13 protein-coding genes are annotated in these 15,008 nt (G+C 36.1%); 10 read left to right on the top strand and 3 right to left on the bottom strand.

What is annotated here, in order from left to right:
• Positions 1-137 precede the first annotated feature (137 nt).
• Positions 138-470 (top strand): T9SS type A sorting domain-containing protein, encoded by a 333-nt coding sequence (locus ACOMC3_RS13875; RefSeq protein ID WP_420316482.1) that lies wholly within the window; start codon positions 138-140, stop codon positions 468-470.
• A 70-nt stretch (positions 471-540) separates the two neighbouring features.
• Here the strand turns inward: ACOMC3_RS13875 and ACOMC3_RS13870 are convergent, their stop codons facing one another.
• Positions 541-3,498: a protein O-mannosyl-transferase family gene (locus tag ACOMC3_RS13870; RefSeq protein ID WP_420316481.1), complete on the bottom strand. Its 2,958-nt coding sequence runs from the start codon at positions 3,496-3,498 to the stop codon at positions 541-543.
• Positions 3,499-3,666: 168 nt separating this feature from the next.
• Positions 3,667-4,314: a hypothetical protein gene (locus ACOMC3_RS13865; RefSeq protein ID WP_420316480.1), complete on the bottom strand. Its 648-nt coding sequence runs from the start codon at positions 4,312-4,314 to the stop codon at positions 3,667-3,669.
• A gap of 16 nt (positions 4,315-4,330) precedes the next feature.
• On the opposite strand from ACOMC3_RS13865, the gene ACOMC3_RS13860 reads away from it, so the two are divergent.
• Genes ACOMC3_RS13860 through ACOMC3_RS13850 form a run of 3 tightly spaced genes read left to right on the top strand, consistent with a single transcriptional unit; the run spans position 4,331 to position 6,917 of the window.
• Positions 4,331-5,521, top strand: a complete 1,191-nt coding sequence (locus ACOMC3_RS13860; protein WP_420316479.1) for a tetratricopeptide repeat protein — start codon at positions 4,331-4,333, stop codon at positions 5,519-5,521.
• The gene (locus ACOMC3_RS13855; RefSeq protein ID WP_420316478.1) at positions 5,521-6,165 is read left to right on the top strand and encodes an HAD family hydrolase; all 645 of its coding nucleotides are present in this window, start codon (positions 5,521-5,523) and stop codon (positions 6,163-6,165) included. The genes ACOMC3_RS13860 and ACOMC3_RS13855 overlap by 1 nt, the downstream gene beginning before the upstream one ends.
• A complete protein-coding gene (locus ACOMC3_RS13850) occupies positions 6,162-6,917 on the top strand; it encodes a hypothetical protein (RefSeq protein ID WP_420316477.1) in 756 nt (251 codons plus the stop codon). The genes ACOMC3_RS13855 and ACOMC3_RS13850 overlap by 4 nt, the downstream gene beginning before the upstream one ends.
• Here the strand turns inward: ACOMC3_RS13850 and asnB are convergent.
• On the bottom strand, positions 6,905-8,761 hold the full coding sequence (asnB, locus tag ACOMC3_RS13845; RefSeq protein ID WP_420316476.1) for an asparagine synthase (glutamine-hydrolyzing): 1,857 nt from the start codon (positions 8,759-8,761) through the stop codon (positions 6,905-6,907). The genes ACOMC3_RS13850 and asnB overlap by 13 nt on opposite strands.
• Positions 8,762-8,832: 71 nt before the next feature.
• Here asnB and ACOMC3_RS13840 point away from each other — a divergent pair, with 71 nt between their 5' ends.
• The 6 genes from ACOMC3_RS13840 (at position 8,833) to ACOMC3_RS13815 (ending at position 15,005) form a co-directional block, all read left to right on the top strand.
• The gene (locus tag ACOMC3_RS13840) at positions 8,833-9,654 is read left to right on the top strand and encodes a polysaccharide biosynthesis protein (protein WP_420316475.1); all 822 of its coding nucleotides are present in this window, start codon (positions 8,833-8,835) and stop codon (positions 9,652-9,654) included.
• Between the two features lie 134 nt (positions 9,655-9,788).
• Entirely contained in the window at positions 9,789-11,078 is a 1,290-nt protein-coding gene (locus ACOMC3_RS13835) for an MBOAT family O-acyltransferase (RefSeq protein WP_420316474.1), read from the top strand.
• 2 nt (positions 11,079-11,080) lie between these two features.
• Complete coding sequence (locus ACOMC3_RS13830) at positions 11,081-12,013, top strand: hypothetical protein (protein ID WP_420316473.1); 933 nt, start codon at positions 11,081-11,083, stop codon at positions 12,011-12,013.
• Positions 12,014-12,046: 33 nt separating this feature from the next.
• Positions 12,047-13,846 carry an HAD-IIIC family phosphatase gene (locus ACOMC3_RS13825; RefSeq protein WP_420316472.1) on the top strand — a complete coding sequence of 600 codons (1,800 nt, stop codon included), beginning with the start codon at positions 12,047-12,049 and terminating at the stop codon, positions 13,844-13,846.
• Positions 13,847-13,857: 11 nt separating this feature from the next.
• Positions 13,858-14,766 (top strand): class I SAM-dependent methyltransferase, encoded by a 909-nt coding sequence (locus tag ACOMC3_RS13820; protein WP_420316471.1) that lies wholly within the window; start codon positions 13,858-13,860, stop codon positions 14,764-14,766.
• Complete coding sequence (locus ACOMC3_RS13815) at positions 14,763-15,005, top strand: acyl carrier protein (RefSeq protein ID WP_420316470.1); 243 nt, start codon at positions 14,763-14,765, stop codon at positions 15,003-15,005. The genes ACOMC3_RS13820 and ACOMC3_RS13815 overlap by 4 nt, the downstream gene beginning before the upstream one ends.
• Positions 15,006-15,008: the final 3 nt, after the last annotated feature.

Raw genomic sequence — 15,008 nt, 5'->3', positions numbered from 1 at the left:
GCTTTAAAACATACTCGTGCCGCTATTTTGTACGCTTCCAATTGAGAAAAATTGGCTGATAAACGTTAAATGATGGTTAATATTTTATTTTGATTATGAACAATATGAAAAAAATTGCGTAATTTGTATACACTACCATGCGCAATAAACTGATCATACTATCGTTGCTACTCACTTTCAGTGTAGCCGCCCTTGCCCAAGGGGAATCAGACTTGCCGCAAGAGATCAAAGTAAGCTTATATCCTAACCCTGCAGAAGAATTTATATTCATCCAATTTGATGGGGAATTATCGAATGTTGATTTTGAATTAAACTCAATGATTGGAAATAAACTTCAGATAAAACCAGAAGAAGTTGCTCAGGGTAAATACAAGATTCAAGTCAAAGACCTGGCCACAGGATATTATTTTTTGATTGTAAAAGATGAAGATAAGCGCTTCAGGAAAGCGTATAAGTTTTTGAAACATTAAGAACAAGTTTCATACTAAGACATAAAAAAACCTCCAATTTCTTGGAGGTTTTATTTTTTATATGACTTTATTAGTTGTTTTGTAGCATTGTATAATATTGATTAAACAATTCTTCGTAGGCGGCTGCTTGCTCACGATCGCCATTAGCTCTGAATGCTCGTGCAATTTCATTTAGAGACAGTAATTGCTTTTGAAGTTCATTGGTATCCGCTCCATCATTATCAAAATAATAGTCCAGCCATTGAGTTGCATATGAGGAAGAACGCTCTGCAATGTGATTTGCTAATTCCGGCTCACCTACTTTTAATAACATGTCAACTTGCTGAACACTGAAGAAGTCAAATGGTACAGACTCATCAGGCATCACTTCAAGACACTTCTTAAGTACTTCTGTAGCTCTGGCATAGTCACCTTCTTCTATAAGATTCTCTGCCAATGTGTTGAATGTAGAACGTGAATTGAGGACAAATCCTGTGTAATCCTGAGTGTAGTAAACATTTGGATCATCAAGATTGGTCCATGTAAACTTATTCATCACATTGTCATACATGACTTCCGTATTAACAGGATAACCCGATCTGGTATTTGCGCTTCTAATAGGCAAAACTCTGTAGGCCATACCTTCCTGGACAACATGCCCTCTCATGTCAATATTCATTTGAGCTATTGACGTGTTGTTCAAATAAATCGGACGTTCCCAATTTGAATTAACAAGAATGTCTAAGAACGCTAAGTCTTTCTTTTCAAGAGCACGTCCTTTGATATTTAGGATCATTTTATCAACTATTAAATGATGCATATCTTCAGGAACAATCTGCTTTGCTTTTACGGTATCCACCTCCAAGAAAAGTGTTCTTGCGGGAACCGAGTTGTAGGCACTAATGGCCGTTGGTATTTGCAAGCCCGGATTTTCATCTTCAATGAATTTTAAAAGCAATTTTGCATTGATAGCATTTCCTTTCAATTCATCCCGTTCATAAACAGGTAGATAATCATTTAATCCTCCTTGCTGGTAGCGGTCAATTGACAATCCATAAGGCAATGGTTCAGACTCGTAAGCAGGTCGTGCAGACTGCTGAATGTACCAATCGGTATTGTAATAACTCAAGACTAATACTCGTGTATCAGTTCTAAAGCCTTCAACTTCCTGTGCATACCACAATGGGAAGGTGTCATTATCACCACCAGTGAATATGATGCCATTTGGAGCAACAGAAGAAAGATAGTTTTTTGCAGCATCTACAGAGAAATATCTATTAGATCTGTCATGGTCATCCCAGTTTTCGCTGGCCATTAATGCAGGAATGCTAAGACCAATAACAGTAGATAATACTGCGGCTATTTTCTTTTGCTTTGAAAGATTTTTCAGAATATCGTATAGAGCCATTACACCAAATCCAATCCATATTGTAAATATGTAAAATGACCCGGCATAGATATAATCTCTCTCTCGAGGTTCTATTGGTGGAGTATTTAAGTACAAGACAATGGCAATACCAGTCATAAAGAAAAGTAAGGCTGTAGCAGAAAATAGCTTTACGTCCTTCTTGTACTGAACAAACATTCCAAATAGGCCAATCAGAAGAGGTAATCCGTAATAGATATTTCTTCCTTTATTATTCGCCAAAACATCCGGTAATTTTTCAAATGCATCAGTAATTCCAACCCAACCAGCACCCTGAATATCATGTTCTCTACCCGAGAAGTTCCACATAAAATAGCGGAAATACTGGTGTCCAAGTTGATGGACAATGAGGTAATAAAAATTATCTCCCCAGCTTGGTTTTTCACCCTCCCGTAAGCCGGTCACCTGTCTGTATTTTTGAATATGTGCAGGAGATGAGCTATACATACGAGGTAAAATCGTAGTATGTGCAGGATCATAAACTTGAGTGACTTTATAGTCTTTGATCACATACTTATCTTCGCCTCGCATGTAAACAGGAGCACCTTTTTTGTTCTCTCTAAGTTCAGCGGTATAGTATGGGCCTTTAAATAACGGTCGACTACCATACTGCTCTCTTTTTAGATATGAAACGAATGAAATGATTTCCTCCGGATTATTTTCATCGATCGGTGGGTTGTAGTTACTTCGGATAACCGCAATTGAATAAGATGAATAACCGATGAGGATGAATGCTAGGGCTAGCAATGATGTGTTCAGTACATACTTATTATGCTTTATTGAGTAGTGAATGCCATAGATCAAACCACCTATCACGAGAACTCCAAAGAAGACCACACCTGACCCAAAAGGAAGCCCCAGGCTGTTAACGAAGAAGATTTCCATTTTTCCAGCCACTGATGGTAATCCTGGGATTACTCCTTCCAAAACAATCAGCACAATGGCAGCTGAAATTGCCATAGTATAGATGATGCCTTTTCTTGTTACTTTCTCATAATACCTGAAGTAAACAATTAAGCCAAGCACTGGTATGGCGACAAGGTTCAATAAGTGAACTCCAATTGAAAGACCCATCATATATGCTATCAAAATGAGCCAACGAGCTCGATCTTGCTCTTCGGTCATATTTTCCCACTTGAGTATCGCCCAGAATACGAATGATGTAAAAAACGCGGACATTCCGTATACCTCAGCTTCCACAGCGGAGAACCAGAATGAGTCTGAAAAAGTACAGGCTAAAGCACCGACTAAACCGGTCCCCATAATTAAAATGGTATCTGTAGAAGTTTCTTCTCCTTTTTTAACTTTTAATGCTCTCTTAGCCAAATGTGTAATTGACCAGAAGATAAATAGCACGAAAAATGCGCTACTTACCACACTAAGCATGTTCACCCAATAAGCAACTTGCGTAACGTCACCTCCAGCTAATAATGTGAACATTCTTCCTGTCAATAAGAAAAATGGAGCTCCGGGAGGGTGAGGAACCTGTAGCTTGTAGGAACAAGCGATGAACTCACCTGCATCCCAAAAACTAGCGGTAGGTTCAACAGTAAGAATATATGTGACTAGTGCAATTAAAAAGGCAACCCAGCCAGTAATGATATTAATCTTTTGATATCCCATAGTCGAATGAATGTGAACGGCGAAAATAGCAATTAACCCTAAGATTTATAGCTATAGTGAGACCGTATTTAGAACTACAAATGTTTTGCAAGGTATTGAAAGCTATTCTTTCAAAAAGGGTTAGTACGGATTCTTGTTTCTGAAGTCGATTATTTTAACATTTTTTAATCAATACACCAGAAGATAGAACCCCAACCATAGGAAAAAGAATAACACATAGGTGCTAAAAACAATATATGATGAAATTTTTAGTTTTTTACCACTTAAGAAATAGATACCGAGTATTAGGACAGGCCAATATAAAAGCTCGAATATATTGATGGACTTCAAAGGGTAATGCCACTTTGGTGCGATTTGTGTGTAATCAACAAGATTAATGAGTGAAAATGGATAAAATGCCATGTAGTCATTGTAGTCAGGGTCAGTATAAAACAAGGTGAACCAAAGTACTTTGACTATTTCCGGAAGGAAAAAGACAATTTCAGCAAGCATCACCATTTTCCACAATTGATTGTAATGAATGCGATATCCGAACATGAAACAACCAATCCAAAGTGATAATGTCGTCCAGGTCCATTTCCATGCTAGAAAAATGGGGACACTTAAATATTGGATGCCATACAAGAGATCGAATACCCATATTTCTCCACGTTCGTTGAGAACTTCGAATGCAGCAATGGAATCAATAATGAAAATTCGTTTAACAAACAGAAGTGCTATGTACATTAAGCAAATAATGAAAAACATACCTGCTCCGTTAAAATCGAACCAGTTTTCAAGAAATTGTTTTCTGTACTTACTTAAACTTTCCGTCATTTAGATTTGCGTGTCAATGAAAATAATGGTCAAAAATATCATTGTATACGTCCTCTTCCTATTGAGTTATCAAGTTCATTCTCAATGGACGCAGGATTTGTTAAACGGCGATACTGCCAGGTATAGCTTGCTGATCAATCCATTTATCCAGGTTGAATCAACTGAAGCGATTAATTCAATGTACAATTTTGAGTTTGAGAAGGCTAATTCTCATTTTACTTATTTGGAAAAAAATTATCCATGGCACCCACTTCCGTATTTATTGAAGGGTTTGAACTACTGGTGGCAAATAGTACCTAACTATGAAAATACTGAGTATGATGATGAGTTTTTGGCCAATATGGAAATTACCAAGAAGCTTGCTGAAAATGTATATGATAAATACAACGAAATAGAGGGGGCATTTTTTTTAGCAGCAGCCTATGCTTTTGAGGGGAGGCTGTACTCAGAGAGAAGGGAATATAGAAAGGCGGCAGTGGCGGGAAGTAAATCCTTGAAGTATTTGAAAGAATGCAGAGGACATGAAACTTATAGTCCTGAGTTGCTTTTTGGCGATGCGTTGTTCAATTATTACGCTGAGTGGATTCGGGAAGAGTATCCATTACTAAGGCCATTGATGGTTCTTTTTCCAAAAGGAGATAAAAAAGAGGGTATTGAGCAGTTGAAGAAAGTGACTCGAAATGCTTTCTATTCAAGAACAGAAGCCCAATTTTATCTCATTAGAATTCTCTCTTCAGGTGAGAATCAGGATTTAGCCGAAGCAATTAGAGTTAGTAAGATTTTACATGAGGACTACCCGGACAATCCATACTTTCACAGGTATTACGCAAGGTTATTATATCAGGCGGGCAGGTATGGTACCGCTGAAAAAGTTTCACTGGAGATCCTCGAAAAAATTGAAGGCGGCAAGCGGGGGTATGAAGAAAACAGTGGTAGATACGCTTGTTTTTTTCTAGGACACATAAATGAAATAAGAAAAAAATATGATGTAGCTGAAGCATATTACAAGCGAGGGATGGGTTATGCTGAAGCAATAGGGGCAACTGATATGGGATATTATTTTTATTCCCTTTTACACCTTGGCTCAATTGCGAATAAAGAGGGAGATACTGATCTTGCAAAAGATTATTACAAACAGGTGAAGAAGGCAGCTAAAAGGAGTCATTCAGCACATAAAGTAGCAAGGGAAAGATTAAAGGAGTTTTAATGAATAGGAATTCTGATGTGTGGATATTTGATGTATGTGGAACATTGTATGATTCAAATACTACGTTTGATTTTTTAGAATACTTATTCAAGAAGACTAACCAATCTCACTTGAAGAGATTGAGAGATATAAGGAACAAAAAGTGGCTAATTTATTGGGTAAGGGCTATTTTATTCAGGTATTTTAATCTTGATCTTTTTCGAAAAGAGGCTGTAAGACTATTAGTAGGGTTTGATGCTGAAAAAGTTAATTCTGAGGCAGAAGTTTTTCTTTCATCGATTTTGCTAAAAAAGGAAATCGTTGAAACTCAGCAGATGCTAAAAGATCAAAAAGAAAGGATCATTCTAGTTTCCAACAGTATTGAGCCGGTAGTCAAAGCTATTGCAAATCATCTAGGCAAAGAGTTTATTTCAACAGAACTCGAAATAAAGAATGGAAAATTTACTGGAAATATTTTGAATGATACTACTGGAAAAAAACATCGTGAAATTGATAAGAAGGGTATCAAGTCCTATATTGTAGTTACTGATAACCGATCGGATTATCAGCTTGTTAATAATGCAAGTGATGCCTACGTAGTAATTAATTCAGAAGCAGATAAAATCTTTTGGAATAGTTTAAATCCAAAATTCATATTCAAATGAATAAATATTTGGGATTGATTCCCTTTTTCTATTTTCAGCAAACTCGCTTGAACACCATTAAATCATTTGTATTTCATTCTTACATGGAGTGGCTGTCAGCCATTTTGATTCTTTTTTTATTGGAGGGTTTTACTATAACAAATAGCGTTCAAAGTTTTATTGTTGGGTATTTGATTTTTATATCTATTTATGAGATTGGATATATCGCGAATGATCATCTAAGCATAAGAAAAGAAAGAAACCCCAGAAAAAGGAGTGTATTCACAAATACTTTTCAGATAGTACTAGCCGTTTCCATAAGATTATTTTTTTTCTTATTTGTAATCTATGTGTTGGATGCATGGTATGATATCAGAATTTGGGTAAGCTACAGTCTGCTTGTAATCACGTTTATTATGCACAACTCGATTAAAATGATGGATTACAGGCTCCTAAGTTTTATCAATCTCGCAATACTTAGATATTTCTTGCCAATAATAATATTTCTAGATATAAATACGATTCAATTGTTACTTCCCCCCGTTCTATTAGGATACGTTTTATTTAGATCGTTTATTTATGCTGATAGTAAGGATCTTTTAAGTCTAATCAATGGGAGGACTAATTCGTTTAATTTGTTTTTCTATTTACTACTCACTCCAACATTACTTTTTATTTCTTATTTAACAAAATCATATGTGCCTATTTTGGCTTTTCTATATCCACTCCCAATTGTTGCATTATCATTTTTAAAGACTACTCAAAGTAAATAATCTTTATACCATCTCTGAAAAACATAAAGTGTCCATAAAGTCGAGTGAACATCTCCTGGGTTTTGTGAGAAAAGCTTCTGCTTTAGATCCATCACTCTTGTCGGATTAAAAATCTGCTGATTTTCAAGAAAATCTTTATCAAAAACAACCTCCTCGACGGAGGATTTTAATTCATTTCTCATCCAACTAAGCATGGGCACCTCAAACCCTTTCTTGGAGCGATGATGAAGTTCCTTAGGTAAAATATACTCAAAGGCGTCCTGTAGAACGGTCTTCCTACGGTTTTTATCAATTTTAAAATGAGCGGGCAGTGATCGTGCGAAAGCGACCAGATCTTTATCGAGAAATGGCACACGTACCTCTAAGCTATTAGCCATTGACATTAAATCCACCTTCGTGAGCATATCTCCAGGTAAGACAACTCGCAGGTCCATATCAAGGAATTCATTTAAGCCAAAATCATCTTCTTGTTGCAAGTGATTAATGAGCTCATTTACTGTTTCCTCTTTTAACGGATCAGCCATCAATTCATTTGCTGAAAGATTGAAAGAGGCAAGGTGCCAATACTTATCGTTTGATTTCATTTGCATCAGTTGAGCATACTTGGCTGCTCTTCTGGTATAGTTTCCAACGGTAGAGGACCTTGATGAAGGTAGAGATTTCAAAATCGGAGCTAACCATGTAATGATACTATTTGGCATTGTTTGTTCTCCAGATCGCTGAAAAGCCAAATGTTTGTAATAACCACCAAATAGCTCATCGGCACCATCTCCGGAAAGTGCAACCTTGATATGTTGGCTTACATGTTGAGATAAAATAAATGTTGGGATTGCTGATGAGTCAGCGAAAGGCTCATCGATGTAATTTAGAACCCCATCAAGACTATTTATAAGATCATCGTTAGTGAGTGAAAAAGTGGTATGATTCGTTTTGAATTTATTAGCGACCAGCTCAGCAAAGTTCGTTTCATCAAAAAAATTGTGATCGCGGTACCCAATGGAGAATGTGTGAAGGTTGGGATTAAACTTTGAGGCCATCGATACCACTGCCGATGAGTCAGTACCACCACTTAGAAACGACCCAAGTGGGACGTCCGCCACCATTCTATGTTCAACAGACCGCTCTAAAAGCTGTAAAATTGTTTGCTTGGCTTTTTCATAGTGACCTTGAAAAAAATCACTTTTCTCTAGTTTCCAAAACGGTTTTATCTCAATATCTTTTCCTTGTATAATTATTGAGTGACCGGGAAGCAATTTTTTAACTCCACGAAGCATACTTTTATCATGTGGGAGATAAGTTAGTCTCAGGTACCAATAGAGCGAATTTTGATCAATGGTCCGTTCGAACGGGTACTGCATTAATGCCTTTAACTCTGAGCCAAAAGCGAAGAAGTTGTCATTTTGATAATAATGGAGCGGTTTGATTCCCATCCGGTCCCTTGCCAACATTAAAGATTGAGTCTCTTTGTCATAAAATGCAAACGCAAAAAACCCATTCAGCTTAGGTAGGCATTGCTCTCCTTGCTGAATCAAAAGATACAGCAAGACCTCTGTATCTGAGCTCGACTGAAAATCTACTTTTAGTTCTGAGGCCAGCTCTTGGTAATTATATATCTCTCCATTAAAAACTAATGTATACCTTCCGGACTTATCCGACATAGGCTGATTACCTTTTACTGAAGTATCAATAATTGAAAGACGTGTATGTCCAAGTCCTACGGATTCATGGGTAAAAGTAGCCAGGTTGTCCGGCCCTCTTTTATCAAGAACTGAGGTAGCCTTTTTGAGTGATTGGGATAAACCACAATCATTTCCGAAGTTTTTATAACCGGTTATGCCACACATTCATTAGTAGATCGAAATTCTAACTGCTATGTTAGCATCAATTTGTTTATTTGTATGCAGAATAAAAGCAAATGTCAGCATATACAGGTAAGAATATTGCTATTTTAGGCGGTTCAGGTACACTGGGGCATGCAATAGTACGGCAGCTAGTCAATGAAGAAACAGGTCGTATACTAGTTTTTTCACGTGATGAAATTAAGCAGCTTGAAATGATGGAAGAATTTCCCCCTGAAAAATTTATGACCCTGGATTTTAAGCTTGGTGATGTTCGAGATCTCCAGAGACTGAAAGACGTGCTTGTTGGATATGATTATGTCATTCATGCGGCAGCCATCAAGCACGTGGTGATGGCCGAAAAGAACCCTGAAGAATGCCATAAAACAAATGTGCTTGGTACTCTAAATGTGATAGAGGCTTGTAAAGAGACTAATATCGATACAGCCATTCTGGTCTCTACCGATAAGGCAGTAAATCCAATTGGCATATATGGTAAGTCTAAACAGGAAGCTGAGCAACAATGGCTAAAGGCTAATGCAAATGGACAATGCCAATTCAATGTTGTACGGCTAGGTAATATAATAGGAGCCCGCGGGTCTGTTTTTGAGGCTTTTGAGAAACAACGAAAGTATGGAGTGTTAAAAGTGACACATCCTGAGGCTACAAGGTTTTGCATAACACAGCAGCGTGCTGCTCACTTTGTTATACAATCTATAAACTCTGAAAATGAGCAAATTTTTACTCCTGATATGGACGCTTTTCGAGTTGTTGATCTTGCAAAAAAAATAGCACCAGAATGTGAAATAAAGATCGTTGGCCTAAGGCCGGGAGATAAGCTGCATGAAGAAATTAACGAGAAATTATCATCTGATGATTCCTTCAGTTTGAAGATTTAAGCCTTAGACTATAATCCGTGCTATTTAATTCCATTGATTTTATTTTATTCTTTATTGTTGTTGTGTGTGTTTTTTATACGCTCAGCAGCAAATACAGATGGGTTTTACTTCTTACCGCAAGCTATGTGTTCTATATGGCTTGGAAAGTCGAGTTTATTGTTTTAATACTTGCTTCTACTCTCGTAGATTACTACTGTGGGATTCAGATGAGTAAACGAACAAATAAAAAGAATAGAATTCCATTTCTACTCCTAAGTCTCATTTCTAATCTTGGATTGCTCTTTACTTTTAAATATTTGGATTTGTTTGGCCAAACGATCAATTCAATTTTTGGTACTACAATACCATATATTGGATTGGTGCTCCCAGTTGGCATTTCATTTTACACTTTTCAAACTTTATCATATTCAATTGATATCTATAGAGGGAATTTAAAATGTGAGAAGCATTTAGGGAAATTTGCTCTTTACGTTTCATTTTTCCCTCAGCTTGTCGCAGGACCTATTGAGAGAGCAAGTCAGCTCCTTCCTCAATTCCAAAAGAATGATAACAAATTAGAGTATTCTAATATTGTCATTGGTATTACTCAAATGTCAATAGGCTTTTTTAAGAAAGTTGTTGTTGCAGATACAGCAGCATTATATGTTAATTCGATTTATGGAGCACCCGACCTGTATACTGGTTTTACTTTGTGGTTTGCAACATACCTTTTCGCTGTTCAGATCTACTGTGATTTCTCTGGATATTCAGATATTGCAATTGGTGCCGCACGAATGATGGGATATAATTTAATGGAGAATTTTCGCCAACCTTATTTTTCCAAATCCATTACAGAATTTTGGCAAAGATGGCACATATCACTCTCCACTTGGTTAAGGGATTATCTGTATATACCGATGGGAGGTAACCGTAATGGGAAGTATAATACCTATAAAAATCTTATGCTGACGATGCTATTGGGGGGCTTATGGCATGGTGCAAGTTGGAATTTTGTTGTTTGGGGTTTTCTTAATGGATTGTATCTATCTATTGAACGTATGTTTGGTATTCCCAAATATATAGAATCATCGAATAGAATTATTAAACTGTTTGGACAGCTTATGGTTTTCCATTTAATATGCCTGACATGGGTATTTTTTCGATCTGGTACTTTTGATAAAGCAATATTTATTACAGAAAGAATGTTTACTCCATCCTTCTTTTTTAATTTGAGTATTCAAGATTCTGGTGTTTTTACTTCAATAATTATCAACACCTTACTTTTTTATCTCTTAGAAATCACCATGTTCAATAGAAAAAGTGTTCCTAGCCTTTCCTGGATGGAGAATCCACGTTGGAGTATTCCACTTGTAGTTGTGCTTTTTATGTTGGTGTTGCTTTTTAGCAACTCAGAAGGAAGCCAATTCATTTATTTCCAATTTTAAGCATGAAAATTAGTCGTTACATAATCATTTTGATTGTATCAATCATAGTAGTGGATAATGTTTTCTCAATGCTTTTTTCTAGAATTTATTCCGATACTTTTTCAGGCCAGTCAGGTGGAAAAATCAATTATTTCATTTCACAAAAAAATCATGTCTCACTATTAGCACTCGGTGATTCCCGGTGTGCTCATCATGTAATTCCTAAAAGGCTTAGCGAAAATGGCTATAATCTTTCTCATAATGGCCTCTCACTAATTTTTCATGCTGGTCTTGCTGATTTTATTATAAATAACTCTTCTGTTCAAATTGATACTTTATTAATTCATATCGGCAAAGAAGAACCATTTAATTCATCAAATAACTTGGATGACATTCGATTTTTAAAGCAGTATTATGGTGCTAATGAGTGGATCACTCATACTACAGATAGTCTATTCACTTTTGATAAAATGAAACATTTTTTTGCATCATATAAGTGGAATGGAATTGTGTTGAGTACGGTCAAAAATTGGATTCAATCAGATTTACCTCCAAAAAATGGATATAAACCTATCCCACCATCACAAAGGGATAGTATCAATGTTTATTGGAGCATTCAAAATGCAACAGATAGGCAAGATAGTATGCAAGAGTTTGATGAGTCTTTTATAAAATTAATTGATCACTTGAAAAGGTTATGCAATGAAAAAGAAATTGTACTAGTTTGTTTTTCATCACCCTCATATCCTGTTTTATTGGATGATCCATCTAATGATTTACTTAAAATATTTTTTAGCAAGCTGGATATATTTTATGTTGATTTTGAAAAAGGAAATTTAGATGAAATAGGTTTAGTATGGCTTTGGAAGGATATGCACCATCTAAATAGTTTAGGTGCTGAGGTATATTCAAAAAAATTGCATGAGTCATTAATGGATCTAGGCAGTTTGAATTAAGAGTTAGATTATCAAATCTGTTTGACAATAAATTTGAGTTTACTAACCTTGCCATTCAAGGCAAGAGAAATTTCAGCCGTAAAATCAAAGGAAGTAAATACAATTGATCCCATGTCATCTTTCCAGGAACTTAGAAAGAACTTAAAGAAGGATTATTCTGGTCTTAAGAGAATCAAGATTGCATTGTTGGGAGATTCAGCTACTCAATTCCTAATGCAGGCCTTAAAAGCAAAGGGTTTCAATAGAGGATATGATCTTGACTTTTGGGAAGCTGACTTCAATCAGATAGATCGGCAGGTACTTGATTCTGGATCGGAACTTTACACTTTTGATCCTGAATATGTAATACTCTTTAGATCAAGCCATAAACTATTAGTTAAGTATAATAAACAAGAGCCTCACAACGGACATCTATTCGCTGACGAAGAATTAGCAAATATTAAAAGCGGATACCAGTTTCTTATTTCTAAACTCGATGCAAAAGTCATTCACTACAATTATTCTGAAATTGATGATGCTGTGTTTGGCAGTTATGCAAACAAAACGGAATCTTCATTCCTATATCAGCTTAGAAAGCTGAACTGTGAGTTGACATCATTAGCTTCAAATGAATCTAGTTTGTTTGTGTGTGACCTGTCTTCCATCCAAAACCAGATCGGAAAATCCAACATGTTTACCCCTTCCATTTACATTAACACTGAGATGGTATTGAGTCTGGATGCTTTGCCAGCAATAGCAACCAGAACAATCGATATCATACAATCTTTGGATGGTAGATTCAATAAATGTGTGATTTTAGATCTGGACAATACGGTTTGGGGAGGTGTAATAGGCGATGATGGGATAGAAAAGATTCAGATAGGAGATTTGGGTATTGGAAAAGCATTTACAGAATTTCAATATTGGATCAAAAAGCTCAAAAACAGGGGTGTTATTATTGCTGTTTGTAGTAAAAACACAGAATCAATAGCCAAGGAGCCCTTTGAGAGGCATCCAGATATGGTATTGAAATTGGAAGATATTTCGGTTTTTATTGCTAATTGGGATAACAAAGTGGATAATATCCTGCACATACAACGTGTTCTTAATATTAGCCTTGACTCTATGGTATTTCTTGATGATAATCCATTTGAGCGAAATCTAGTAAGAGAGAACCTCCCTGAGGTAGAGGTTCCAGAGTTACCGGAAGACCCTGCTGAATATCTGGAGTATTTGTATACCCAGAATCTCTTTGAGACAGCATCTTATTCAGTAGAGGACAGCTCCAGGACCAAAATGTACCAAGAAGAGGCAGAAAGAGTATCCGTAAAGCAAAAATTCACCAATGAAGATGACTTTCTGAAAACCCTGGATATGGTCAGTACTGTATCCTCGTTCAATCCATTTAATTACCCAAGAGTAGCACAGCTATCTCAACGCTCTAATCAGTTTAATCTGAGAACTGTCCGGTATAGTGAAGCAGAGATAAAGACAATGGCTGAATCTGATAACTATTACACCTTTACCTTCACCCTTTCAGATAAATTTGGTGATAATGGACTTATTTCGGTTATAATCTTGAACTTTGAAGAAAATGATACAGCATTTATTGATACTTGGATCATGAGTTGCAGGGTGCTAAAACGAGGAATGGAAAATTTTGCGTTGAATTGTATAGTGAATCTTTTGAAAGAAAAGAATATCAATACCTTAAAAGGAGAATACTTGAAAACTCCAAAAAATGATTTGGTCAAAGATCATTATAAGAACCTAGGTTTTGTCGAAAGGGGAGGCTATTGGTTACTCGATATTCCTAAATACAAAAATCTTAAAACCCACATTAATAGGGCTTAATTTCAAATCATATGCCGTACCTGATCAACACCCTATTAGATAAAATTGAGGCAATCAATCCTCAACATGCCGATAAATTGCGATCAAATCTGGAGTATTTAAGAAATGAACTACAAACGAAATCGGAGACTTTTTTAAAGGATTATGAAGATTATCTGATTCGTAACGAATTAACACTCGACTATGGAGTAAGCTGCTATTTAAAGATGATCAATGATATGGTGGCTGTACGTTATGAATTCTACAAGACAGGGGATTATTCTAATTCCTCATTTCAAGAAGTAGAAAGACAAATCTATGCAAATCCTGAAGTAATGACCTATCACATGCACGGATTAGTTCTTGCGCAGTACTTATGGTTTGATCAATATGAACGAATTCATTTTTTTTCAGAAAATCTGTTAAAGTTTTGCAATAGTAAAGGTAGCTATCTAGAGATCGGAGGTGGGCATGGTCTGTATCTAAAAGAGGCAATGAACATGCTTCCGGAGGTAACGCGATTTGACATGGTGGATATTAGCGAGAGTTCACTTGCACTGGCTAAAGGAATAATTAATAATGAAAGACCTAATTTCTATCACAAGAATGTTTTTGATTTTGACGAGAAAATTAAGTACGATTTCATTACGATCGGAGAAGTATTAGAGCATGTAGAAGATCCTCTCTCATTGATGAAGAAAATTGCCTCCTTAATGAATCCATCGAGTGTTTGCTTCATGACAACTCCTATCAACGCACCAATGATTGATCATATTTTTCTTTTTAATGAAGCTGCAGAAATAAGATCTTTGATTGATGAAGCAGGATTTGATATTCTAATTGAAAAGATGGTCCTCTCCGAGAAGGTAAGTGAAGAACGAGCGAAAAAGTTAAAATTACCTGTTATGTACGCGACTTTTATTAAACAGAAAGAACTATGAACCAAGAAGAAGTATTAAAAGACCTAATAAAAATCTTTGTTGAAACTCTGGATAATGAACAAATTAATTTGACACCTGAAACAACAGCAGGACAAGTTGAGGGTTGGGATTCATTGTCTCATGTAATGCTCGTCGTTGAAATAGAGAAGCATTTCAATATCCGATTCACCTCAAAAGAAATTCAAAGCTGGCAGAATGTTGGTGAATTGGTTGAGAATATTGTTATCAAAAGAAGCTAGATA

This window comes from Ekhidna sp. (assembly GCF_965212185.1).
GTDB lineage: Bacteria > Bacteroidota > Bacteroidia > Cytophagales > Cyclobacteriaceae > Ekhidna.
The sequence above is the reverse complement of the archived record's forward strand: the minus strand, read 5'-3'. Positions and strand labels throughout refer to the sequence as shown.